Annotated in this window: 21 protein-coding genes; 11 read left to right on the top strand and 10 right to left on the bottom strand. The window is 73.0% G+C overall.

The window, feature by feature from the left end; all coding sequences use genetic code 11:
* Positions 1-131: 131 nt before the first annotated feature.
* The 3 genes from ACFXGN_RS22355 to ACFXGN_RS22365 form a co-directional block, all read right to left on the bottom strand.
* Positions 132-506: a hypothetical protein gene (locus ACFXGN_RS22355; protein WP_384861899.1), complete on the bottom strand. Its 375-nt coding sequence runs from the start codon at positions 504-506 to the stop codon at positions 132-134.
* A gap of 235 nt (positions 507-741) precedes the next feature.
* Positions 742-1290 (bottom strand): hypothetical protein, encoded by a 549-nt coding sequence (locus ACFXGN_RS22360; protein ID WP_384861902.1) that lies wholly within the window; start codon positions 1288-1290, stop codon positions 742-744.
* A 551-nt stretch (positions 1291-1841) separates the two neighbouring features.
* A complete protein-coding gene (locus ACFXGN_RS22365; protein WP_384861905.1) occupies positions 1842-2054 on the bottom strand; it encodes a hypothetical protein in 213 nt (70 codons plus the stop codon).
* Between the two features lie 147 nt (positions 2055-2201).
* On the opposite strand from ACFXGN_RS22365, the gene ACFXGN_RS22370 reads away from it, so the two are divergent.
* Positions 2202-2666 (top strand): MarR family transcriptional regulator, encoded by a 465-nt coding sequence (locus ACFXGN_RS22370; protein ID WP_384861908.1) that lies wholly within the window; start codon positions 2202-2204, stop codon positions 2664-2666.
* Positions 2667-3023: 357 nt separating this feature from the next.
* Positions 3024-3833 (top strand): inositol monophosphatase family protein, encoded by an 810-nt coding sequence (locus tag ACFXGN_RS22375; protein WP_384861911.1) that lies wholly within the window; start codon positions 3024-3026, stop codon positions 3831-3833.
* Between the two features lie 286 nt (positions 3834-4119).
* On the opposite strand, the gene ACFXGN_RS22380 is transcribed toward ACFXGN_RS22375, so the two are convergent.
* The 3 genes from ACFXGN_RS22380 to ACFXGN_RS22390 all read right to left on the bottom strand — a co-directional run bounded on the left by ACFXGN_RS22380 (position 4120) and on the right by ACFXGN_RS22390 (position 6365).
* Complete coding sequence (locus ACFXGN_RS22380) at positions 4120-4626, bottom strand: pyridoxamine 5'-phosphate oxidase family protein (RefSeq protein WP_384861915.1); 507 nt, start codon at positions 4624-4626, stop codon at positions 4120-4122.
* A gap of 80 nt (positions 4627-4706) precedes the next feature.
* Complete coding sequence (locus ACFXGN_RS22385; protein ID WP_384861918.1) at positions 4707-5732, bottom strand: acyl-ACP desaturase; 1026 nt, start codon at positions 5730-5732, stop codon at positions 4707-4709.
* A gap of 228 nt (positions 5733-5960) precedes the next feature.
* Positions 5961-6365: a hypothetical protein gene (locus tag ACFXGN_RS22390; protein ID WP_384861921.1), complete on the bottom strand. Its 405-nt coding sequence runs from the start codon at positions 6363-6365 to the stop codon at positions 5961-5963.
* 297 nt (positions 6366-6662) lie between these two features.
* On the opposite strand from ACFXGN_RS22390, the gene ACFXGN_RS22395 reads away from it, so the two are divergent.
* From ACFXGN_RS22395 to ACFXGN_RS22410, 4 genes are all read left to right on the top strand, one after another.
* Positions 6663-7988 (top strand): globin domain-containing protein, encoded by a 1326-nt coding sequence (locus tag ACFXGN_RS22395; protein WP_384861924.1) that lies wholly within the window; start codon positions 6663-6665, stop codon positions 7986-7988.
* A 187-nt stretch (positions 7989-8175) separates the two neighbouring features.
* A complete protein-coding gene (locus ACFXGN_RS22400) occupies positions 8176-8763 on the top strand; it encodes a hypothetical protein (protein ID WP_384861927.1) in 588 nt (195 codons plus the stop codon).
* Positions 8760-9449, top strand: coding sequence for a vitamin K epoxide reductase family protein (locus tag ACFXGN_RS22405; protein ID WP_384861930.1), 690 nt, complete (start codon positions 8760-8762; stop codon positions 9447-9449). Before ACFXGN_RS22400 ends, ACFXGN_RS22405 begins: the two co-directional genes overlap by 4 nt.
* 388 nt (positions 9450-9837) lie before the next feature.
* Positions 9838-10539, top strand: coding sequence for a response regulator (locus ACFXGN_RS22410; RefSeq protein ID WP_384861933.1), 702 nt, complete (start codon positions 9838-9840; stop codon positions 10537-10539).
* Between the two features lie 511 nt (positions 10540-11050).
* Here the strand turns inward: ACFXGN_RS22410 and ACFXGN_RS22415 are convergent.
* Positions 11051-12667, bottom strand: coding sequence for a GAF domain-containing protein (locus ACFXGN_RS22415; RefSeq protein ID WP_384862329.1), 1617 nt, complete (start codon positions 12665-12667; stop codon positions 11051-11053).
* 375 nt (positions 12668-13042) lie between these two features.
* Here ACFXGN_RS22415 and ctaD point away from each other — a divergent pair, with 375 nt between their 5' ends.
* From ctaD to ACFXGN_RS22430, 3 genes are all read left to right on the top strand, one after another.
* Positions 13043-14659 carry a cytochrome c oxidase subunit I gene (ctaD, locus tag ACFXGN_RS22420; RefSeq protein WP_384862332.1) on the top strand — a complete coding sequence of 539 codons (1617 nt, stop codon included), beginning with the start codon at positions 13043-13045 and terminating at the stop codon, positions 14657-14659.
* A complete protein-coding gene (locus ACFXGN_RS22425) occupies positions 14659-15096 on the top strand; it encodes a hypothetical protein (RefSeq protein ID WP_384861936.1) in 438 nt (145 codons plus the stop codon). The genes ctaD and ACFXGN_RS22425 overlap by 1 nt, the downstream gene beginning before the upstream one ends.
* A 118-nt stretch (positions 15097-15214) precedes the next feature.
* Positions 15215-15868: a hypothetical protein gene (locus ACFXGN_RS22430; RefSeq protein WP_384861940.1), complete on the top strand. Its 654-nt coding sequence runs from the start codon at positions 15215-15217 to the stop codon at positions 15866-15868.
* 153 nt (positions 15869-16021) lie between these two features.
* Here the strand turns inward: ACFXGN_RS22430 and ACFXGN_RS22435 are convergent, their stop codons facing one another.
* On the bottom strand, positions 16022-17374 hold the full coding sequence (locus ACFXGN_RS22435) for a low temperature requirement protein A (protein WP_384861943.1): 1353 nt from the start codon (positions 17372-17374) through the stop codon (positions 16022-16024).
* A gap of 462 nt (positions 17375-17836) precedes the next feature.
* Between ACFXGN_RS22435 and ACFXGN_RS22440 the strand changes: the two genes are divergently transcribed.
* Positions 17837-18124, top strand: coding sequence for a WhiB family transcriptional regulator (locus ACFXGN_RS22440; protein WP_384862334.1), 288 nt, complete (start codon positions 17837-17839; stop codon positions 18122-18124).
* A 476-nt stretch (positions 18125-18600) separates the two neighbouring features.
* Here the strand turns inward: ACFXGN_RS22440 and ACFXGN_RS22445 are convergent, their stop codons facing one another.
* Positions 18601-18747, bottom strand: a complete 147-nt coding sequence (locus ACFXGN_RS22445) for a hypothetical protein (RefSeq protein WP_384861946.1) — start codon at positions 18745-18747, stop codon at positions 18601-18603.
* A 593-nt stretch (positions 18748-19340) separates the two neighbouring features.
* On the opposite strand from ACFXGN_RS22445, the gene ACFXGN_RS22450 reads away from it, so the two are divergent.
* Entirely contained in the window at positions 19341-20927 is a 1587-nt protein-coding gene (locus tag ACFXGN_RS22450) for a GMC family oxidoreductase (RefSeq protein ID WP_384861949.1), read from the top strand.
* Between the two features lie 43 nt (positions 20928-20970).
* Here ACFXGN_RS22450 and ACFXGN_RS22455 read toward each other — a convergent pair whose 3' ends face one another.
* Complete coding sequence (locus tag ACFXGN_RS22455; RefSeq protein ID WP_384861952.1) at positions 20971-24345, bottom strand: pyruvate carboxylase; 3375 nt, start codon at positions 24343-24345, stop codon at positions 20971-20973.
* Positions 24346-24431 lie beyond the last annotated feature (86 nt).

The raw sequence follows: 24431 nt of genomic DNA on the forward strand, positions 1-24431 counted from the left end.
AGCTACCTCGCCGGCCTCCACCTCCGCGCCGCGATGATCTGGATCGACGACCTCCTGAAGGTCGCCGACTGATCACAACATCACACAGGCCCTAGACGAGTCATTCCGATGTGATCAGTGGTCATAAGCGGTTAAGGCTCGTATAACGGGCTTGGAGGCGAAGCCTTGTCCGTGATCACGAGCAGGCTCGGCCGGTCCGTGGCCAGGTGCGGTTCGCGGTCCGGCATCGCCGACAGCACCTCCCGCTCGTCCAGCTTCGGGTTCGCCAGTGCCCACAGGACGGGCATCCCGGTCGGGGTGCACACCAGGAACAGTCGCAGGCCCCAGAAGAACCGGGAGTGCGAGGCGCAGTACCCGTATCCGGCCCAGCCGGCCATGCCCGAACGCTTCACCGCCGGACGCGAGCGGCCACACTCCACCGGCGTGGAGTCGATGATCCAGCGGTTGTCGAACCAGAAGTACGTATCGACGGCCAGTAGCCATATTGCCTTCTTGACCAGCGGCAACGCTGCCCGCAGTCGCTTGTTCCAGCCTGGCTGCCCTGCCTGGGCACGTACGGGAACATCGCGCCCAGCCGGGAGTTCACGAACCGCAGCCAGCACGACTCCGATGTGAAGCCCAGCAGATCCCGTCGTCGATCTTCACCTACAGTGCGGTCAGCAGGGCGTCCAGGTTGTTCGTCACACAACGATCTTGGACGCCCGGTCCGCGTTCCCGGACACACCATCAGCAGAAGCCCGTTTACAGGCGGGTGGCGGGGAGTGGTTCCACATCGAACGGGCGGGGCCCGAAAGAGCCGATGGATCGATCGCGCACCAGCGGTAGCACCGCGCGGAGGTCTGCGCCGAGGTAGTGCAGGGAGCCGAAACCGCGTGACTCCCAAATGGGGAACTCCCCGCCCGTGTCGCGTGACGCGCTGTTCCACAACAGGGCATCACCGTTCTCACTCCACGCGAAGACTTCCAAGGTGGCAGCCAGGGACCAGTTGCCGTCTGGTTCCACCATCCAGTCGAACGCTTCGCTCTCTCCGTCCCGATAGCTCGCGCGGAAACGCCTCGTTAGCTGGGCGCCCCGACCGTGCAAGCCGTCGGCGTATCCCGGGCGGACCGGCGGGTAAACCAACCACAGTCCGAAGGCGCGCCCCCACCCCACGTGGCGAACGAACGCACGATAGGAAGCGGGGAATCCCTCACCATCGGCGAAGCGGTATCCATCGAGGGACTCGAAGTCGATGTGCTCGATCGTCGGTGAATCCCGAAGACGCAGCTCGGCCATCGCATCACTGATCATGTCGTGGATGCTAGCGATCGCACAGAACCGGAGCAGCAGTTGCCGGACACTTCCTCAGCTTCGCGGACCAAGACAAGACAGCGGATGACCGCCTCAAAACGAGTGATGACCGCGAGAGCGCCAGGCCATACGCCAGCATGGGGAACAACTCGTCCAGGCGAGATCGCTGCGCTCGCCCGGCCCTGACGCCGCCCGTGGAAGCAGCAGTAGGCCTGCCTCGACCGGCTCCTGCCGTCTGCCGTCCGGCCGTACCCGACGGCGCACCCATCCACGTGATCCAGGGCAACCTGTTCGCGCCCAAGGCGAGACGATCCGCCGCTGAGGGAAGAGGGAAGAAGAAGCGCGTCGAGCTGTGCTCCGCCCCGACCTGCCGACGCGGCTCGACCGGCCCGGCCGGGGCCCGGCGGTAGCCGTCCACCCTGGTGGCGGCTGGAGGGGTGTTGGGCCAGGGGCGCCCGGCTCTGTCGGAAGCAGCGGACCGCAGGAGGCCGGGAGAGAGTGCCCCGGGTAGTCCCGAAAACGCCTGTAGGTGCGCACGGTAGTGGCAGGCTTCAGTAGCTCACGACCTGCCGTTGAGTGCGTGCGGAGTAAGCGGAATCGTCCACGATGAGCTGCCCCGTGAGCGAGGTGGCCGCAGGTGTCCGGCGCGGCGACTCACGGAGCTCGTCGCGGGTGACGACCAGGGTCTCCAAGGCGTACTCGACGGTCAGCCGCGCGACGATGGGGACGACCCATGGGTCCGTGGAACCGACGGCCCTTTCCACGTGACGCTGCCTGACCGCCCCGTCGCAGTGCCTTGAGCGCAGGGCAGCGCAGGAGCTGCTGCGGACGATGCCTCATCCGTCTTGACCTCAGTCGAACTTGAGGTTTTACGGTGATCCCGTTCTGTCGGTCGCCAGAAGGAGGGGCACGTGAACGTCACGCTCAGGGAGTACTCGCAGGAGGAGCTGGCCGCGCAGCCCGTCGCCGCGTGGACCGGTCAGGCAAGCCGGTTGGTGGTGGGAGCCATCCGCGCGCAGTTGGCGGTGGAGGACCTCACGCAGCCGCATTGGTGGACGCTCAACCACGTTGCCGCGACGCCCGGCAGGTGGACGCGCGCGACTCTGATCGAGCGGCTGGCGAAGTGGGACGACCTCGGGATCGACTTCAACGGTGTCTTCGACGACCTCGTCGCCCGTGGCTGGCTGACGGAGGACGCGGGGCTCATGACTTTGAGCGAGGCGGGGGAGGACGGGCGCGTCCGGGCGAGGGAGCGCCACGCGCGCGTGCTTCAGCAGGTGCACGAAGGCATCGGAACGGCCGACTTCGTGACCACGATCAACGTCCTGCGCCGCATGGTCGCCAATCTGGGCGGTGACGGCAACCTGCCCGACTGACGGGAGCCTCGGGCTGCCGCGCGTGGGAACGTCGGTCCTCCCGCTCGGCGGTGACCGGTAGGCCGTCTGCCGCACGCGCGCGTGGGAGCGTCTCGGAGCGACTGGTGCGATCACCGCGTCGGGGCGGTCATGGGCGGCCCCGCTCACCGGGCTGGTTCCGCCTCGGTCCCGTAAGGCTGATCACGGCACTGCGTCGGGAAGGGGCCCACCTGGTCCGTCTCGTGCCGTGATGACGAGGCGGGAGTTCACCGGACCGCGGCAGAGGCTGCCCGCATCGCTGGTGCGATCCTCCCGGCGTCTACGGGATCGGTCCGGCGGGCGCGGGTCCGCGCTCTTGCCGTCGATATCCTGCGCGGCATGGTCAACTCGTACGCAACCCTTGACGATGCCGAGGTCGCGATAGCCGCCGCGCGTGCCGGTGCGGACGTCGTGCGCGACATGTACGGCCAGCGGCTCACCCGTATCGACAAGGGCGCAGGGGACTTCGCCACCGCCGCCGATGTGGAGGCCGAGAGGGCGATTCTCGACGTCATCCACGCCGCCCGGCCCGATGATGCCGTCCTCGGTGAGGAGGGCGGGCGTCGGGGTGCCGCCGGGGCCGAGCGCCAGTGGTTGGTCGACCCCTTGTGCGGCACGCTGAACTACGCCGTCGGCAACATGCTGGTCGCCGTCAACGTGGCGCTGCGCGGCGGTGCGGCGGCGGTGGCCGACCCGTTCAGCGGCGAGGTCTTCTTCACCGACGGTGAGACCGCCCAGGTGCGGCACGACGGTTCGGACGCCCGGCTGGTGCCCACGCCCGACACTCGGCTCGTGGATGTCAATCTGGACCCGCCGTTCCCCGGCGCGCCCGGTTTCCGGGCCGTGGACCTGCTGGCCCACCCCGGGTTCGTCGAACGGTTCCGGCCCCGGGTCGTGTCCACGACGCTGGCGTTGGCCTGGGTCGCCGCCGGTAAGCGCGCCGCGTACGTCACGGACGGCGGAGACCTGTCCGGGAGCGTGCATTTCGCCGCCGGTATCGCCCTGTGCCGGGCGGCCGGCTGCGTGGTCACCGGGATCGACGGTGCCCCGACCGGACCGGCAGGCCACGGACTCGTCGTGGCCGCCGACAGCGAGACCCACCGGCTGCTGATGTCGATGATCCGCAGCCGGGGCCGGGACCGCGCCTGAAGGACCGGCCCCCACGTCGGCCGCACCGTCGGCGTTCCGGGTGGGAACCGTACAGAGCAGCCACGGCCACCTCCCGAGCCGACAGCCGACAGCCGACAGCGGGCAGAGCGAGAAGCGGCATCAGTCGCGGTCCGCTCAGAGCCAGCGCCGTCCGACCCGTACCTGGCGGGGACGGTCCCGTGGCGATCCCGTGGCGATGCCGCTGGAGCCGGTGCCCGGCCTGTCCAAGTGCTTCCGCCTCGGGTCCTGTCGTGGCGGGTGTGGTCCGCGCCCGGAGGCCTGCGGCTCATGGGGACGGTCGGAGGGCCTGGCCCGGGACCCCCTCCCGTGGGTCGATCAGCCGGATGCCGGTCACCAGGTCGGGGTGGATGCGGACGACCTGGTCCATGTGCTGGTCCGACCAGGGTTCCAGCAGGGAGCGGTAGCGGGCCGCCTCGGTAGGGTCGGTCACCAGGTGGCAGTAGCCCGTGACCACCGTGCTCCAGCCCAGCCGGGTGGCGGGGTCGATGTGGTCGGCCTCGTAGGCGACGACGACACCCGGAGTGCCCGCCTCCCGGGCGCCGAGCGTCAGGGCGGAGCCCTCGTGCGTACGGATGACGATGTCGCCGCCCTCCAGCAGATGGTTGACCGGACGGATCGCCGGAAGCGCCTGCCGGGTGAACACGATCCTGCCCAGGGGCACACTGCCCAGCAGGCGCAGCGCCTCGTCGGCGGCGAGTTCGATCGTCCGGCGCGGTCCGACCGGGGATGCCCCGGTCGTCCGGTCGTCCGGGTGGGCCGGTGCGTCGTTCAACGGGTGTCCTCGGGGAGTGCGGTGCGGGCGGAGGCTCCAGTAGACGGCGGGACCGGGAGCGGCGGAAGGGCCGTTCGGCCTCACGTGCCGCTGCCGCCGGGGGCCCCGGCACGCCCGGAGGATCCGGCCCGTCCGCCCCGCCCCGCCGCCTCGCGTCGCGTCATGATCGTGGCCCGGCGTTCGTCGAAGCGTGCCGCCCGCGTGTCCAACGAGCCCAGGAATTCACCCAGTTCCTGCTGCGCCCTGAGTCCCTCCGGGCCGAGACCGGACAGGCCCAGGACCTTGAGGTGGCGCAGGACCGGCTGGAGCACGTCGTCGTGGTGGACCCGCAGGTTGTAGACCCCGCCCAGCGCGATCTCCACGGCGGCCCGTTCGAAGCCGGGGAGGCCGTGGCCGGGCATCCGGAACCCGCTCACGACGTCGGCGACGGCACGCACGGCCCGGTCGGGGGCGATCTCCAGGGCCGCCGCGAGCAGATTGCGGTAGAAGATCATGTGCAGGTTCTCGTCGGCGGCGACCCGGGCGAGGAGGCGGTCGCAGACCGGATCGCCCGACCCGCGCCCGGTGTTGCGGTGCGAGACGCGGGTGGCGAGCTCCTGGAAGGCCACGTACGCCACCGTGTGCAGCGCCGAGTGCCGGTTGTCGGAGGCGAATCCGGCGGACATGTGGGTCATCCGGGCTCGTTCGAGCGCCACCGGGTCCACCGCGCGGGACGCGAGCAGGTAGTCCCGCATCACCAGGGAGTGCCTGGCCTCCTCGGCGGTCCACCGGTGGACCCAGGTGCCCCAGGCCCCGTCCCGGCCGAACAGGGCGGCGATCTCGTGGTGGTAGCTCGGCAGGTTGTCCTCGGTGAGCAGGTTCACCACCATCGACACTTTGCCCACCGGCGTGAGCGGCGACTGCTCCGGAGCCCAGGGTTCCCCGTCCAGGACGCCGTCGAAGTCCCGCCCCCGGCCCCAGGGAACGTACTCGTGGGGCATCCACTCCTTGAACACGCCGAGGTGGCGGTCGAGTTCCCGTTCCACCACCTCCTCCAGGTCCTGGAGGAGGCGCACGTCCGGCTTCGGGACGTCCTGGGCGGAACGGGACGGGGGAATCGTGGTCACGGGAGCATCCGGTCTGTCGCTGCGGAACTGAACCTACGATTCCGTAAGTTACGAGTCGGCGCGACGGTCCCGCTGGGGCCGTTCGGCCCCATGGAGGCCGGACGACCGGGGCCGTCCGGCCCCGGTCGATGCTCCCTGTCCCGGTCGATGCTCCCTGTCCTGGTGGGTGCTCCCCGCCCCGGTCGGTGTTCCCCGCCCCCGGTCGGTGTCCCCGCCCCGGTGGGCGGATCAGCGGCGCGAACGCGTCAGGGCGGTGACCAGGGCGCCCACGGCGAAGACGGCCCCCAGGCTGCCCAGCGCGACCATGCCCACACCGATGACGAAGAGTCCGCTGCTGTCGTCGGACCAGTCGACGGCGGACGCGACGGCCAGTCCCGCCGAAGTGCCGAACGCGGCGGCCGTGACCCGCCGCCGGTAGGCCGCCCAGCAGACCGGTACGAGCAGGGTCAGGACGAGCCCCGCGACCTGCCACACCTCGTACGGTCCGGACACCGACCCGTCGGGGTGCACATCACGGTGCTGGTCCCAGCCCAGCCACGCGGCCCATGCCGCGACCGCCACCACGGCCGTCACCACGACTGTCACCACGGCCGTCACGGCGAAGGGTACGGACTTCTTCGTCTTCTCTTCCATGGCCTGAGCTTCGCCTCTCGTCCGGCTCCCGGGCAGAGCGTTCGTACCCATGTCCATCTGAGTATCCGCCAGGGCCGAACGGCCCCTCCGCGCGGGCCGCCCGGCACCGGCCGGACGGCGCCGTCACGGCGGTGCGACACTGACGTGCCATCAGGTCGCGGCACCCCGCCGCCACCGCTCCCGCCGCCCGGTCGTGCCCCTCCGGCCCGCTCACGGCCCGGAGCCCGCGTGCCGCCCCCGGCCGCGCGCGCCCGCCGGGACAGGCGCGCCCCGACAAGATCGACAGAAACCACACCCATGCTCCGACAGCTGTCACCCCCGCCCGCGACACCGGGCGACGCGTACGACGAGTACCACGCCCTCCTCGCACGTCAGGACGCGATGCGGCTCCGGCGGCGACTGCTGGCCCCGGCCCGCCCGGCGGCGCCGGGGCCGGACCGTGGACCGGTAGACGCCGGACCACGGGGGCCCGGACGCGCCCACGACCACGACAGCGCCGCCGACCTGCGGACGATCCGTCACCATCTGCGGCTGGTGACCCCCTTCAGCACTCTCATAGGCCACCTCTACGAGGCCATGTTCGACCAACACCCCTATCTCCGGGGCCTGTTCCCCGAGTCGATGGACTTCCAGCGCGCCCATCTCGAACGGGCTTTCTGGTACCTAGTCGAGCACCTGGACCGGCCGGACGAAGTGGCCGCCTTCTGCGCCCGCATGGGCCGCGACCACCGCAAACTCGGCGTCAGGCCAGTGCACTTCGAGGTCTTCGAAGCGGCCCTCGCCCAGGGTCTGCGCCGCAGCGCGGGCGACCGGTGGACCGAGGAGCTCGAAGGGGCCTGGCTGCGGATGGTGCGGTTCGCCGTCGCGGCCATGGTGGACGGTGCGGACGAGGCCATGGGCGAACCCGCGTACTGGAACGCGACGGTCACCGGGCACGAACCGCGCGGCCCCGGCGTCGCCGTGCTCCGGGTCCGCACCGCCGAGCCCTTCCCCCACCGGGCCGGGCAGTACACGAGGGTCGAGTCCCCGCTGCTGCCGCACACCTGGCGGCCGTACTCCCTCGCCCGCGCTCCCCGGCCCGACGGAGAGCTGGAGTTCCACGTCCGCCAGACCGGTCCCGGCGGGGTCAGCGAGGCGCTGGTGGCGGGGACCCGCGTCGGCGACCCGCTGCGGCTGGGCCCCGCGCAGGGGGTCATGACCCTCGACGCGGACCTGACGCGGGACGTGCTGATCGTGGCGGGCGGCACCGGCTGGGCCACCGCAAAGGCCCTCCTGGAGGAACTGGCCGGGCGCAGGCCCGCCGGACTCTCCGCCCATGTCCTGCTCGGCGCCCGGACGGCGGCCGAGCTGTACGACACGGCCGCCCTCGCCGAACTGAGCCGTACCTGCCCGTGGTTGAGGATCGTCCCGGTGATCGGAGAGGGCCCAGGGGTGGGCGAGGACCGTTCGGTCGCGGAGGCGGTCGCCCAGTACGGCGACTGGTCGGAACACCTCGCCTATGTGAGCGGCCCGCCCGCGATGGTGACCGCCACCGTCCGCCGTCTGGCCGCCATGAACCTGCCCGCCGACCGCGTCCGCCACGACCCGGTCTCCGACATGGCGCCGCTCCCTCCCCTCGGATGACGGATCGTCAAGAGGGTGGGGGAGATCGTCAGGGGGTGGATCTCCTTCTGGCAAGTGGCCCGTATCCGGGGGCCGTTCGGCCCCTGCCGGGCCCCACGCCCGTGCCTGTTCACTGGGCGACGGCCTCGCGGGGCCCCTGGGACGGCAGTCGACGAACGCCCGGACGGCCGGGCGGCGAGGAGGAACGATGATCACGGCGGTGGGGCACGAGAACCTCCCCCCGGACACCTTGGCCCTGGTGGAGCGGGAACTGCGCGTCCGCGTGGAGCGGTACGCGGGCCCCGCGCCCGGCCTCGTACGGGCGGGGGCGGGGCTGCCCGCCGCCTTCGGACGCGCGGTCCGCGCGTCGGGACGACGGCTCGTCGTCGTCCTGCCCGCCTGCGGACTCGTCCCGGCGGCCGTGCCGCCCGGCCGACCGGACCCGCTGCGGGAGGTGACGGAACTCGCCGACGAGGTGAGGCCGCTGGCCTACGACCCGGCCGACCGGGACGCCCGGGTACGCGCCGACGAGACGCTGGTCGCCCACAGCGAACGGCTCCTGGCCGTCTGGGACGGTTCCCCCACCGACGGGCGCGACGCCACCGCGCACCTGGTCGCCTACGCGCGGGCACACGGAGTGCGGGTGGAGGTCGTGTGGCCGGTCGGCGCGGTACGCGGGACACCGGGGCCCGCCACCCCCCGCCCCGCCCGTCCTGACGCCCCTCGCCCCGCCGCCCCTCGATCCGCCTCCTCTCGCCCCGCCCGTCCCGCCGCGCCCACGGAGGGCACACGATGACCAGCGTCCTGCACTCCGCACCCACATCCGCACCCACATCCGCACCCACATCCGCACCCGTCCCCGCTCCCTCCATCGACGACGAGCACCTCCCGCCCCTCCGGGGGACGGGAGCCACCCGCGCCTTCGCCTGGCTCCTGGTGGTCACCGGCGCGCTCGGGCTGCTCGCCTCGTGGGTGATCACCCTCGACAAGTTCCTGCTGCTCATGGACCCCGGCTTCGCCCCCTCCTGCGACATCAGCCCGGTGATCTCCTGCGGCGGCGTCATGCGCAGCGAGCAGGCGTCGGTGTTCGGGTTCCCCAACCCGATGCTCGGCCTCGTCGCGTACGGGATCGTCGTCGTGATCGGGGTCGGCGTGCTCTCCGGCGCGCGGTACGGGCGCTGGTTCTGGCTCGGACTCCAGTTCGGCACGCTGCTCGGTGCGGGCTTCTGCATGTGGCTGATGAGCCAGGCGCTGTACGAGATCGGCGCCCTGTGCCTGTGGTGCTGCCTGGCCTGGGCCGCGACGATCGTCATGTTCTGGTACACGACGGTGCACAACCTGCGGCACGGTGTGCTGCGCGCGCCGAGACCGCTGGTCGCCGCCGTGGTGGAGTTCCACTGGTTCGTGCCGGTCGTCTGGTGCGGTGGCGTCCTGATGCTGATCGGGACCCGTTTCCAGGACTACTGGACCACCCTGCTGTGAGGTGGTCGGCCCGGGAGCCCGAGCGCCGTCCGGTCCGGGGGACGCCGGGCCGCGCCGGGGCGGACGTCCCGGGTCGCGCGCTTGAGCCGATCATGGACCGTGCCCGGCCGGACAGGGCCGTTCGGCCCTGGGGACCGGGGCCGAACGGCCCGGAGGCCCTGTTGCCATACTGACGCTCGTTCCGTGCACGGCCGCCCTGTCGTGGCCCGGCCCGACGGCCGTCGGCCCCACGGCGTCCGTCCTGCCCCTGCCCAGGAGTTCCGGTGAACCGTCACCTGCCCCGTACGACCTCCCGCGCGGCCCTCGCCGCGCGCCCGCCCGCCGCGCGCGGCTCCCTGACCGGCCCTGCGGCGTCCGTCCCGTGCCGTGCGCCGCTGGCGGGGACGACGTGCTGACCGCCGAGGCGCCCGCGCCGGTGCGGGTCTTCCTGCTGGACGACCACGAGGTGGTACGCAGGGGAGTCCGGGACGTCCTGGAGGCGGAGCCGGACATCGTGGTCGTCGGCGAGGCGGCGACCGCCCGTGAGGCACTGGCCCGCGTGCCCGCCTCGCGGCCGGACGTGGCGGTGCTCGACGTACGGCTCGGCGGTGCGACCGGCGGTGACCACGAGGGCGTCGAGGTCTGCCGCGAACTGCGGGCCGAACTCCCCGGGCTCGCCTGTCTGATGCTGACGTCGTTCGACGACGACGAGGCCCTGTTCGACGCCATCATGGCCGGTGCGGCCGGATACGTCCTCAAGCAGATCGGCGGCTCGGACCTGGTCGCCGCGATCCGCACGGTCGCGACCGGTACCTCGCTCCTCGACCCCCGGATGACGAGCCGGGTGATGGCCCGGATCCGCGAGCCCAAGCCGGAACCGAAGTCCACCCGGCCCGCCGAACTCGACCGGCTCTCCCCGCGCGAACTGGAGATCCTCGACCTGATCGGCCTCGGTCTGACCAACCGGCAGATAGCCGAGCGGCTCTTCCTCGCCGAGAAGACGGTGAAGAACCGGGTGTCGTCGATCCTCGGCAAGCTGGGCGTGGGCCGACGCATCCAGGCGGCGATGATCGCCGAACGGCTCCGGGAGACACCGGGCGGTCACGCCTGATACGGGAGACGCCGGGCGGCCCCGTCCGATCCGGGCGGGCTGATCCGGGAGTGGTCCGATCGGCCGGAGCCGGAGCCGGAGCCGGAGCCGGAGCCGGAGCCGGTCGGCCTGGACGGCCCGTTACGTTTGCGGCCTGTCGTCCGGTCCATCGGGTGCCGTCCGCGAAGTGGCGGCCCGTCTGACGTGGCCCACTCGACCGGGCCCGTCCGCCTGGTCCGCCCCAGGGCTTCGCCCACTCGACGTGGCGCGCGACTGGGGACGTAACGTCTGGCCCGCTGGACCGGGGCGCCCGGTCGGCGTGCCCGACGCGGACCGCCCGACGGGGGCGCTTGCACCGCCCCGGTCGGCCTGGTCCGTCCGATCCGGCCCGTGACACCGGGCCCGTCCGCCCCGGGCCCGTACGACCACCCGCCCCCGTCCGTACACCCGCCCGCCTCGGCACGGCGGAGCCGGAGCCGCCCCGGCCCCCGCCGCTTCCGTCCCCGCCCCCGGGCCGGGCGTCGCGGTGGTGTCACTCCGTGGGCAGCGGCGCGCTCCAGGTGATCCGCGTACCGCGCTCCCCGGCCGTGTCGAGGCGGACACTGCCCCGGCACTGCTCCGCGCGCGAGCCCATGTTGAGGAGTCCGCCGGTCGGCCGGGCCGACCCCAGGCCGACCCCGTCGTCCGTGACGGTGAGGACGAGCCGGTCGGCGGTGTCCGGGACGGAGAGCGCGACCTCCGCGCGGCTCGCCCCCGCGTGCCGCGCGGTGTTGCTCAGCGCTTCCCCGGCCACGGCCAGCACATGCTCGGCGAGCGCCTCGGGAACGGTGCTGTCGACCGGTCCCGTGATGCGCAGCGCGGGCGTGAACCCCAGGTGCTGGGCGGCCAGTTGGACCGTCTCCGCCATGCGTCGGCGCAGTGCGGGACCGGCCCGGTCGTCGTCCGCCGTGCGCAGTTGCAGGATCGTGGAGCGGATGATCTGGATGGTGGCGTCGAGATCGTCCACCGCCCGGGTGACCCGCTCGGCGGCCGGGGCGTCGGCGATGGTCCGGGTCGCGCTCTGGAGGGTCATGCCGGTGGCGAACAGACGTTGGATGGCGACGTCGTGGAGGTCCCGCGCGATGCGGTCGCGGTCGTGCAGGACGGTCAGTTCCTCCGACTCCGCGCGCCGCCGGGCGAGTTCGAGCGCGATGGCCGCCTGATCGGCGAAACCGCTGAGCAGTTCGGTCTCGGTGGCGTCGAAGCCCTGTCTGCCCGCCGTACGGCTCAGCCGCAGCGCCCCGCACACGGCGTCGTCGACGGGGAGCGGTACGGCCACCACCGGCCCGTGCCCCGACCCGGCGGCCCCGTCGAGGGGCAGCGCCCGGGGATCGGTCCGTACGTCCGTGGTCACGACCGGCAGCCGGGTCCTGGCGGCGAGCCCGGCCAGCGAACCGGTGGCCGGGAGGACGGCTCCGCGCACGGCGTCGGCGGTGTCGCCGTACGCCACGTGGACGGTCAGGTCACCGGCGGCGCCGGAGGGCAGCAGCACGGCGGCGAGGTCGGCGTCGGCGACCTCCATGGCGCGCCGGGCGATCAGCCGCAGGACGTCGTCGGGTCCGGTGCCCGCGAGCAGGGCGCGGGTGATCTCGCCCAGCGCTTCGAGACGGCGCTCCCGGCGTCGGCTGTCCCGGTAGAGCCTGGCGTTGTCGATGGCCACGCCGGCGGCGGCCGACAGGGTCGTCAGGACGGCCTCGTCGTCCGCGTCGAAGGCGCCGCCACCGCGCTTCTCGGTCAGGTAGATGTTGCCGAAGACCTCGTCGCGCACACGGATGGGGGCGCCCAGGAAGGTCCGCATCGGCGGGTGGTGGGCCGGGAAGCCGAAGCTGCTCGGGTGCCGGGTCAGGTCGTCGAGGCGCAGCGGCGCCGGATGGTGGATCAGCTCGCCGAGGATGCCGTGGCCGCAGGGCGCGGGGCCGATGAGGGCCGCCAGTTCCTCCGCCATGCCGACGGGCAGGAACCGGGAGAGCCGCTCGTCGTCACCGATCACGCCGAGCGCCCCGTACTCGGCGTCGGTCAGGCCGACGGCCGCCTCCACGATGCTCCGCAGCACCTGGGGCAGTTCCAGGTCGCGGCCGAGGTCCATGACGGCGGCGAGCAGCTCGCGCATCCGCTCGGGGACGTCGATCCCCGGCCACGCGGGGGCCGGGTGCGGGGGTGTGTCGGGCATGTCCGCAGCCTACGGGCCCCCCGGACGGCGCGACCGGCCGGGGCCGAACGGCCCTCCCGGCGCACCGGGGTCGGGTACCGGTCGGCCCTGCCGGGCCGTGCCCGGGGCGCGTGAACATGGCCCGGCGGCCGGGAAGCGCCGAGGAATCCCCCGTACGCGGACGCTTCCCGGCCGCCTGTTCTGAACGTGAGCGGAAGTGGAGGTCGTCGTCCGGTGGACGAGGCACAGAGCACGCAGGTCGAGGCCGAGACCCGGGCGGGTCGCCCGGAGCGCCCCGACGAGGGCGGTTCCCGCCCTCCGGCCGGACCCACCTGGGTGGCCTGGCTGACCACCACCGACCACAAGCGGATCGGGACGCTCTATCTGTGTTCCGCGCTGTTCTTCTTCGTCGTCGGGGGTGTCATGGCCCTGATGATGCGGGCGGAGCTGGCCCGCCCCGGCACCCAGATCATGTCGAACGAGCAGTTCAACCAGGCGTTCACGATGCACGGCTCGATCATGCTGCTGCTCTTCGCCATGCCGCTGTTCACCGGCTTCGCCAACTGGATCATGCCGCTCCAGATCGGTGCCCCCGACGTGGCGTTCCCCCGTCTCAACATGCTGGCGTACTGGCTCTACCTCTTCGGCTCGCTGATCGCGGCGGGCGGCTTCCTGACCCCCGGCGGGGCGGCGGACTTCGGCTGGTTCCTCTACGCCCCGCTCTCCGACGCCGTCCACTCGCCCGGTCTCGGCGCCGACATGTGGATCATGGGCGTCGCCCTGTCCGGTTTCGGCTCGATCGCGGGCGCGGTCAACTTCATCACCACGATCATCTGTATGCGCGCCCCCGGCATGACGATGTTCCGCATGTCGATCTTCACCTGGAACGTGCTGCTGACCTCGCTGCTCGTGCTGATGGTCTTCCCGGTGCTCGCCGCGGCGCTGTTCGCCCTCGAATGCGACCGGAAGTTCGGCAGTCACGTCTTCGACGCGGCCAACGGCGGCGCTCTGCTCTGGCAGCACCTCTTCTGGTTCTTCGGCCATCCCGAGGTGTACATCCTGGCGCTGCCGTTCTTCGGCATCGTCTCCGAGGTCATCCCGGTCTTCAGCCGCAAGCCGATGTTCGGCTACATCGGTCTGGTGGCCGCGACCATCGCCATCGCCGGTCTGTCCCTGACGGTGTGGGCCCACCACATGTACGTCACCGGTGGCGTGCTCCTGCCGTTCTTCTCCTTCATGACGTTCCTCATCGCCGTACCGACCGGTGTGAAGTTCTTCAACTGGATCGGAACGATGTGGAAGGGCTCGCTGTCCTTCGAGACACCGATGCTCTGGGCCGTCGGCTTCCTCATGACGTTCACCTTCGGTGGTCTGACCGGCGTCATCCTGGCCTCGCCGCCGATGGACTTCCACGTCTCCGACTCGTACTTCGTCGTCGCGCATTTCCACTACACGCTGTTCGGCACGGTCGTGTACGCGATGTTCGCGGGCTTCCACTTCTGGTGGCCGAAGTTCACCGGCAAGATGCTCGACGAGCGCCTCGGCAAGATCACGTTCTGGACCCTCACGGTCGGCTTCCACGCGACCTTCCTCGTCCAGCACTGGCTCGGCGCCGAAGGAATGCCCCGCCGCTACGCCGACTACCTGGCCGCCGACGGCTTCACCGCCCTCAACACCGTGTCCACCGTCGGGTCCTTCCTCCTCGGTCTGTCCTTCCTGCCGTTCTTCTACAACGTCTGGCGGACCGCCAAGTACGGCGAGAAGACCGAGGGCGACGACCCCTGGGGCTACGGCCGCTCCCTCGAATGGGCCACCTCCTGCCCGCCGCCGCGCCACAACTTCCTCACGCTGCCCCGCATCCGCTCCGAATCGCCCGCGTTCGACCTGCACCACCCCGAGGTCGCGGAACTCGACCGGCTGGAGAACAGGCCGCACGAGACGGCGGCCCCCTGATGGGCGCGGCCGTGCTCGCCCTCGGCGTCGGAGCCTTCACCGCCTCCGGCTGCGTCTGGTACGTCCCCGCCCTCGTCGACCTCCGGGCGGGCGCCGACCGCCCGGTCTCCCGCCGCCTCGCCGCCGCGTCCTGCGTCACCGGCTGGGCCACGGCCGCCGTCCTCGTCCCGCTGCTCCTCCTGGGCACCCCCGTCCGGCCCCTGCTGGCCCTCGCGGCGGCGGGCGTCGGCGGGGGCGTGGCCCTCCGCGTCCGGGCGGCGGCCCGCCTCCGGCACGAGACGCGGGAGACGGCCGTGTGCTGGGCGGCCCTCGGCCCTCCGGCACTCCCGCCCCCTCCCCTCCGCCGCCGGATTACCACCCTCCGCTGGACCGGAGCGGGCCTCCTGGCCGCCGTACTCACAGCCACTCTGGTGATGGCCCGGGGCCTCCTGGCCTGAACGACGCCGGGCCGTACGAGCACGGGGCCCGCCCCCGGGCCCCGTTAGGCTCGTCCGGACCGGTCCCGTCCTCTCGGCGGGAGGGGCGGGGAGACAGAGGGGCGGGTGGACGACGGTGGTGGAGTCCCATCCCCTCCTGGCGTTCTTCCTGGACGCCGCCGACGGACGGTTTCCCCCGGCGGACGGCGGAGTGACGGTGCTTCCCGCGCTGGCCGGGGGACTGGAGTGCTCGGTCGCCTTCACCGGACACGCCGTCGTCGCCACGGCACTCACCGAGCGGGCCGTGCGCGAGCGCGGGCCGGACGGTTTCGGCGGATCGCTCGCGCCGGACTTCCTGCGGGGGCTCGCCGGACCCCGGGGCTGGATCGACACCGTCGACGTCACCCTCATCGCCCGTGGCACCGGCGGCCCGCCCCGCCTGCCCGGACTGACCGGCGCGGACGACCACCCCCGCGTCCGGCACGCCCGGGACGTACGGACCGGAGTCGGGGTCCACGGTGACGAACGCGGCCTCGTCACCCTCGCCGACGGGCTCGCGGGGCGGCGCGAACTGAGCGTCGAACTCCACCACGGGCCGGACGGCGGCCGGGGCCGTGGACGGTCCCTGATCGCCGACGCCCTCTCCCTGGTCCCGGCGGGCGCACCGCTCTTCGCCGCCGTGGCCCCGGGCAATGCCCGCTCCCTCCGCGCCTTCCTCGCCTGCGGATTCGTCCCGGTGGGCAGTGAGGTCCTGCTGCGCCCCGAAGGTGCCAGGGGCCTGGACGGCACGTAGGGGCAGCCGCCGACCCCGATCGGACGGGCCTCGATCAGACGGCCTCGATCGGACGGGCCTCGGGGAGATGGAGCCGTCCCAGGCCGAAGGAGGCAGGCCCGGCCCCCGACGTCCGCCCCGGAGCGCGTGCCGTGAGTGACGGCCTCCCCTCCTCTACGGCCCTTCCGGGGCCTCTCGCCGCTCCGTCGGCCGGTCGTCGTCGCCGGTGCCGTTCCGGCGGCGGGCGCGGCGCTCGTAGAACCAGGGCCAGCGGGTCACCAGGACGAGGGACCAGACCAGGGTCGTGGGCGACCAGTCGGCGCCGGACGCGGCGAGCGGGAGCGGGACCACGACCATGGGGAGTCCGACCGCCAGGGCCCAGCGGGTGCCCCGGCCCGACACCACCCCGGCGAGCAGACCCACCGCGAGGAACACCGCGATCCCGCCGCACAGCAGCCACCGCGTCCCGTGCGGCAGCCGTCCCTCCGCGTGCTCCACGGCGCCGCCGAGCGAGGCCGCCACGGCGGCGAGCGCACCGGTGGAGACACAGTGCAACGGCAGCGCGAAACGCGGGGCCAGCACCCCGAAGCCCAGCAGCGGCACCCCGCACGAGCGGCGCACCGCGAGCGCCCACAGCGACAGGAGCAGGGCGAAGGAACCCGCGGCCATCGTGCACAGCCCGCGGTCCCACTCCGCTTCCGAGGCCGCCTCCACGCCCAGCGCGATGCCCTCGCCCAGCACGATCAGCGTGAACAGGCCCAGCCGCTCGTCCAGATGGCCCGGATCGAAACGAGCGGCCACCGGCCTCGGCCGTGACGCCCGGTCGTGTCCCCGCTCCCGGCTCCCGCCTCCGGCCTCGTCCCTGCCTTCACCCCCGTCCCGCTTCCCGGTCCGGGTCCGGGTCCGGTTCCGGATCCGGCCGTCGTCCCGGGCACGGCCCCCCTCGTGCTCCTCCCAGTCCTTCTGGGCCCGTGCGAGGACCTGGCTCCGCGACCGCGCGAACGTCAGGGCCAGGTCGACGGCGAGTCCGGCGGCCCACAGCCAGTAGCGGGCCGGTGCCCCGGCCCACACCGACACGAACCACGGGGTGACGCCCGCCGTCACCTGGGCCGCGGGCCAGTCGGCGACGACCTCGCCGCGCCTCCGCCACGCCCGTGAGGCGAGCACCCGGACGATCACATAGGCGAGCGCGAAGGCGGTGGCGTGGTCCGTCCGGACCCCCGGGACGGCGGCGGCCATCACCGCGAGCCCGAACATGCCGGTCAGGACGGTCCGGGTGTGCACCTTCTCGGCGGCGACGTTCCCGTAGGTCGTGAAACACATCCACGCCGTCCAGAACGCCAGGTACAGCAGGCAGTAGAGCCCGAGGTCCGCCCGGCCGGGGCTGCCGTGCAGCAGATGGGCCAACTGGGCGACACCGGCGACCGCGATCAGGTCGAAGAACAGTTCCAGCCAGGAGGCGTGCCGCTCGGACAGGGCGGGGGAGTCCGGATGCCGCTCGGACGGGGTGGAAGGCGCGGAGGTCATACCCGCGCATATCGGCGGAACGCCCGTCGACCTTCAATGAGCGCCTCTTGGCCCCCCGCCCGGCGCGTCCGACCCCGCTCGCCTCCCGCTCGGTCCCGAGTAGTCCGTGCGCGTCCCCGCCCGAACGTCCCTGTCTTTCAAGGCCCTTGTTCGACCCCGTTCGGCTCTGCCCGGTCGTACAGGTGGAGTTGGGTGTCCGTACGGCCGGAGGGCGGGCAAGGGCGCCGGGCGCCGGGGGGAGAGAGGGAGGGAATCGGGTGTCGAATTCGTCCGCCGATATCGGTTTTGATCCCATGTCACGCCTCCCGAGGTGACGGATATCGACTCTAGGTGTCACCCGATGTGGCGAAGTACGGGGCGAGAAGTGGACCTGTGGCACGTGCCTCCGTAGCGTGCCTGCTCTGTCGGACGCCGTCGGGGACGGCGCATCGGAGGAGGGGGAGCGGAGTGGAAGGCACCTGGATGTCGTCCGGGTCGTGCCGCGCGGTGAGCGCGGACGATCTCTTCGTCGAGGGGGCGGCCCAGAACCGGGCCAAGGCGGTGTGCACGGGATGCCCCGTGCGCGCCGAATGCCTCGCGTACGCGCTGGACGGGCGGATCGAGCACGGGGTATGGGGCGGGATGACCGAGCGCGAACGCCGGGCCCTGCTCAAGCGCAGGCCCACGGTGGGGTCCTGGGCCGGACTCCTGGAGGCCGCCCGGCGCGAACACGACACCGGTTCCGCCGGTGCCGAGCGCTACAGCGCCTGAGCGGGTGCCACGACCGGCCCGAACCCGTCGTCAGCCGTTCGTGAGGAACTCCCGGGCCCATGGGGCCCGGTGCTCGGCCACCACGGGGTGGCGGTGCCGTCGAGACGCGCGTCCAGCGCGCCCGGCACCCCGGACCCGCCGGACGGCCGGAGGGCAGCAGCCGCGCCGGATCGATGCCGTCGCGGCGGGCGACGAGGACCACCGGGTGGGACGGCGTCGGCGCCCGCGAGGCGGAAGGCACCGGTCGCGCCGGACACCGCCGGTCCCAGCGGGCGGATACCGGACCGGCGACATGGACCGGGCGGCGGACCTCGTCCGCGAAGGGGATGCCGTCCCGGGTTCCGGAGGCGAGTTCACGGACGAGACGCCCGTACGGGCAGCCGCCTTCTTCGTTCTTCGCGCTCGGCGTTCCCAGACAGGGCGAGACGCAGGTGCGCGGAGCCGCCGTCGCCGATGAGCCGACGAGCTACGGGCCGTCACCGCGTCGGCGTGGGGACACGTACCGCCGTCTCGGCCATGGCCTTCGCCACCCCGTACGGCATCACCGGATCGGGTGAATCCGCCTCGGCACACCATGCGTACGTATGTACGTCCCGCCCCGAGAACACCGCGTCGCCCGACATGTGCACCAGACGGATGCCACGCTCGGCGGTCAGCCGGGTCAGCCGGGTCAGCCGGGTCAGCCGGGTCAGCCGGGTCAGCCGGGTCAGCCGGGTCAGCCGGGTCAGCCGGGTCAGCCGGATCGGCCGTACGCCCAGTCGGCCCCACCGCTGGAGGCGTTGACCACCGCGCCGGGTCCCGCCGCGTCCCCGAACCGCGCCGGGGCGTTCCCGATCACGCGGGTCGAGAAGGTGCCAGGACGGGCGGGCGGGCTCACCCGGACGGGAACGGAAGGCCGGGGCCGTGATCCGGTCGGCGGGCCCCGGTCCGGCGTACCGGCTCGGCGCCCGGGAAACCCTTGGCCCCGACGACCAGCACCGTCACGTGCGTACGAGTGGGCGGACGAAGAGGCAGACCCGACGGCGGACAGGGTCAACCGGACGAGACCAGGGGTCATCCAGCCGCTGACATAACGTCAATCCGCTGTGCCGACACGCCCCGACACGCCCGCCGGACCGCATTCACCGCCTTCCCGCCCTGCCGGTACCGCCCCCTAGGATGCGGTCGACATCGCCCGGACCTCGCCACGCCGAGGCAGAGTCGTGCAGGAGCCGCCATGCCCACCCTCGACGTCGACTACGTGGTGGTCGGAGCAGGCACGGCCGGATGCGTCCTGGCCGAACGCCTCTCGGCCGACCCCGGGGTCACCGTGGCCGTGCTCGAAGGGGGCGGCCCCGACCGGCACCCCGCGATCCGCGTCCCGCTCGCCTTCTCCCGGCTCTTCGGCACCCGCTACGACTGGCAGTACCGCACCCTCCCGCAGACCGGACTCGACGGCCGCTCCCTGCACTGGCCGCGCGGCAAGGGCCTCGGCGGCTGCTCCCTCCTCAACGCGCAGGTATGGGCCCGCGGCCACCGGGACGACTACGACTCCTGGGCCGCCGAAGCGGGCCCCGCCTGGTCCTACCGGGAGACGCTCCCCTACTTCCACCGCGCCGAACGCCGGTCCGGCACCAACTCCGACCGCGCCTACGGCGACACCGGAGCCCTGTGGATCGAGGAACTCCGCTCGCCCAACCCCACCACCACCGCCTTCCTGCGGGCCTGCGGGGAAGCGGGCCACACCCGGCTCCCCGAGACCAACGCCGCCGACAACACGGGCTACGGCCCCAGCCCGGTCACCCAGCACACGGGCCGCCGGTTCAGCTGCGCCGACGCCTATCTGCGCCCCGCCCGCCGCCGCCCCAACCTCAAGATCCTCACCCGGGTCCTGGTCCACCGCCTCACCCTGGACGGCGACCGGGTCACCGGAGTCACCGCGACCGACCGGCGGGGCGGGGAACTGCACGTGACCGCGCGCCGCGAAGTCGTCCTCACCGCCGGGGCCGTCGGCAGCCCCCACCTGCTCCAGCTCTCCGGGATCGGCGACCCCGAGGCCCTCACCGAGGCGGGCATCACCCCGCGCGTCCCCCTCCCCGGCGTCGGCCGCAACCTCCAGGACCACCTCTCCGTCATGCTGGTCTCCCGCTGCCCCCAACCCGTCACGCTGGCCGCCGCCCAGTCGCCCCGGGCCCTCGCCGCCTACCTGCTGCGCCGCAGGGGCCCCCTCACCTCCAACATCGGCGAGGCCCTGTGCTTCGTCCGCACCCGCCCGGACCTCTCCGCACCCGACATCGAACTCGGCCACATCCCCGCCCCCTACCTCAGCCGCGACGCCGAACCCTCGACCGAACACGGCACCTCCCTCGCCGTCGTCCTGCTGCGGCCCCACAGCCGGGGAACCCTCCGGGCGACCTCCGCCGACCCCACCGTCCCTCCCGCGATCGACCCCGGCTACCTCACCGACCCCGCGGGCGCGGACCTCGCCACCCTCATCAGGGGCGTACGGGCCGCCCGGCACATCCTCGAAGCCCCGTCCCTCGCGCCCTACATCGGCGCGCCCTGGGCACCCGGGCCCGACCTCGCCGACGACGAGACCCTCACCGCCCACATCCGGCGTACCGCGGACACGACCTTCCACCCGGTCGGCACCTGCCGGATGGGCACCGACGACTCCACGGTCGTCGACCCCGAACTGCGCGTCCACCACCTCCGGGGGCTGCGGGTGGCGGACGCCTCCGTCATGCCGTCCCTCGTCCGGGGCCACCCCCAGGCCCCCACCGTCATGATCGCCGAGCGGGCGGCCGAGCTGATCGCACGGTGACCGCCGGGGCGCCCGGAGCACGGGGCTCCGGGCGCCCCGGGGTTCAGACGATCTCGACGAGCAGGTCGCCGCCCTCCACCTGCTGGACCCGGGTGACGGCCAGCCGGGACACCCGGCCGCCCCGCACGGCCGTGATCGAGGCCTCCATCTTCATCGCCTCGATCGTGGCCACCGTCGTACCGGCCCCGACCTCGTCGCCCTCGGCGACCGTCAGGGTGACCACGCCCGCGAACGGCGCGGCCACGTGCCCCGGGTCCGACCGGTCGGCCTTCTCGGTCGCCGGGAGGTCCGCCGCCGCGGCCCGGTCCCGTACCTGGATCGGCCGCAACTGCCCGTTCAGGGTGGACAGGACCGTGCGCATCCCGCGCTCGTCGGCCTCGCCCACCGCCTCCAGCTCGATGAGCAGCCGCACGCCGGGCCCGAAGTCGACGGCGTACTCCTTCCCGGGGCGCAGCCCGTAGAAGAAGTCCTTGCTGTCGAGCACACTGGTGTCGCCGTACGCCTGCCGGTGCGCCTCGAACTCCTTCGCCGGGCCGGGGAAGAGCAGCCGGTTCAGCGTCGTCCGCCGGTCCTTGTCCAGTCCCTCGCGGTCCTCCGGGGTCAGCTCGCGCACCGGCCTGGGCCCGGCGCGGCCCTCCAGCGCCCTGGTGCGGAACGGCTCGGGCCAGCCGCCGGGCGGGGTGCCCAGCTCGCCGTGGAGGAAGCCGACGACCGAGTCGGGGACGTCGTAGCGGTTCGGCGCCGCCTCGAAGTCCTCGGGCGCCACCCCGGCGCCGACGAGGTGCAGTGCCAGGTCGCCGACGACCTTCGACGACGGCGTGACCTTCACCAGCCTGCCCAGCATCCGGTCGGCGGCGGCGTACGTCGCCTCGATGTCCTCGAAGCGGTCGCCGAGCCCGAGGGCGACGGCCTGGGTGCGCAGGTTGGAGAGCTGCCCGCCGGGGATCTCGTGGTGGTACACCCGCCCGGTCGGCGAGCCGAGGCCCGCCTCGAACGGGGCGTAGACCTTGCGGACGCTCTCCCAGTACGGCTCCAGGTCGCCGACCGCCCGCAGCCCGAGGCCGGTGGGCCGCGCGGAGTGGTCGGTGGCGGCGACGATCGCGGACAGCGAGGGCTGCGAGGTGGTCCCGGCCATGGACGCCACCGCGCCGTCCACCGCGTCCGCCCCCGCCTGGACCGCCGCGAGGTAGGTGGCGAGCTGGCCGCCCGCGGTGTCATGGGTGTGCAGGTGCACCGGCAGGTCGAACTCCCGCCGCAGCGCGGAGACCAGGGTGGCGGCGGCGGGCGCGCGCAGCAGCCCGGCCATGTCCTTGACCGCCAGGACGTGGGCACCGGCGGCGACGATCTCCTCGGCCAGCCGCAGATAGTAGTCCAGGGTGTAGAGCCGCTCCGCCGGGTCGGACAGATCGGCCGTGTAGCAGAGCGCGACCTCGGCGACCGCCGTCCCCGTCGCCCGTACGGCGTCGATGGCGGGCCGCATCTGCCGGACGTCGTTCAGCGCGTCGAAGACGCGGAAGACGTCGATGCCGGTGGTGGCGGCCTCCTGCACGAAGGCGTCGGTCACCTCGGTCGGATAGGGGGTGTAGCCGACGGTGTTGCGGCCCCGCAGCAGCATCTGCAGGCAGATGTTCGGCACGGCCTCGCGCAGGGCGGCGAGCCGCTCCCAGGGGTCCTCCGCGAGGAACCTCAGGGCGACGTCGTAGGTGGCGCCGCCCCAGCACTCCAGGGACAGCAGTCCCGGCAGGGTGCGCGCCACGGTCGGGGCGACGGCCAGCAGGTCCTTGGTGCGCACCCGGGTGGCCAGGAGCGACTGGTGGGCGTCGCGGAAGGTGGTGTCGGTGACGCCCAGCGTCGGCGACTCGCGCAGGTCCCGCGCGAAGCCCTCGGGGCCCAGCTCGGCGAGGCGCTGCCGGGAACCGGCCGGGGGCTCGCCCGGGGGCAGCGGGGGCAGCTTCTCGGTGGGCGCGATCAGTTCGGGCCGGGGGCCGTGCGGCTTGTTCACGGTGACGTCCGCGAGGTACGTGAGCAGCTTCGTGCCCCGGTCGGCCGAGTGGCGCGCGGTGAGCAGGTGCGGTCGCCGCTCGATGAACGAGGTGGTGACCCGTCCGGCACGGAAGTCCGGGTCGTCGAGGACGGCCTGGAGGAAGGGGATGTTCGTGGACACGCCCCTGATGCGGAACTCTGCCACGGCCCGCCGCGCCCGGCCGACGGCTGACTCGAAGTCCCTTCCCCGGCAGGTGAGTTTGACCAGCATCGAGTCGAAGTGGGCGCTGACCTCCGTACCGGCGTGGGTGGTGCCGCCGTCGAGGCGGATGCCCGAGCCGCCGGGGGAGCGGTAGGCGCTGATCATGCCGGTGTCCGGGCGGAAGCCGTTGGCCGGGTCCTCGGTGGTGATCCGGCACTGGAGCGCGGCGCCGCGCAGGACGACGGACTCCTGGGTCAGGCCGAGGTCGGCGAGGGTCTCCCCGGCGGCGATGCGCAGCTGCGACTGCACCAGGTCGATGTCGGTGACCTCCTCGGTGACCGTGTGCTCGACCTGGATGCGCGGGTTCATCTCGATGAAGACGTGACGGCCCTCGGGGTCGAGGAGGAACTCGACGGTGCCCGCGTTGCGGTAGCCGATGCGGCGGGCGAACCGTACGGCGTCGTCGCAGATCCGCTGCCGCAGCTCCGGGTCCAGGTTCGGGGCGGGCGCGAGTTCGACGACCTTCTGGTGACGGCGCTGGACCGAGCAGTCCCGCTCGTACAGGTGGATGACGTCGCCCCGGCCGTCGGCGAGGATCTGCACCTCGATGTGCCGGGGGTCGACCACCGCCCTCTCCAGGAAGACGGTGGCGTCTCCGAAGGCGGACTCGGCCTCGCGGGCCGCCGCCTCGACGGCCTCGCGCAGCGCGGCAGGGTCCGCCACCCGGCGCATCCCGCGCCCGCCGCCGCCCGCGACGGCCTTGACGAAGAGGGGGAAGCCGATGTCCCCGGCGGCGGCGACCAGTTCGTCCACGTCTGTGGAGGGCGCCGAGGAGCCGAGCACGGGGACGCCCGCCTCCCGGGCGGCGGCCACGGCCCGCGCCTTGTTCCCGGTCAGCTCCAGGGTCTCCACGGACGGGCCCACGAACGTGATGCCCGCCGCCTCGCAGGCGCGGGCGAGTTCCGGGTTCTCGGACAGGAAGCCGTAGCCGGGGTAGACCGCGTCGGCGCCCGCCCGGCGGGCCGCCCCGATGATCTCCTCGACGGAGAGGTAGGCCCGCACCGGGTGGCCCTGCTCCCCGATCTCGTACGCCTCGTCGGCCTTCAGCCGGTGCAGCGAGTTGCGGTCCTCGTGGGGGAAGACGGCGACGGTGCGCGCCCCCAGTTCGTAGCCCGCGCGGAACGCGCGAATCGCGATCTCGCCGCGGTTGGCTACCAGCACTTTGCGGAACATTTCTGATCCCTTCACCCTGCCGGTGACGAGCCCCACGGTGTCGGCGACACCTCCGCGCGGGCGCGTACGGCTGGTCGTTCCCGTGT

The sequence above is a fragment of the Streptomyces sp. NPDC059247 genome, from assembly GCF_042754005.1.
GTDB lineage: Bacteria > Actinomycetota > Actinomycetes > Streptomycetales > Streptomycetaceae > Streptomyces.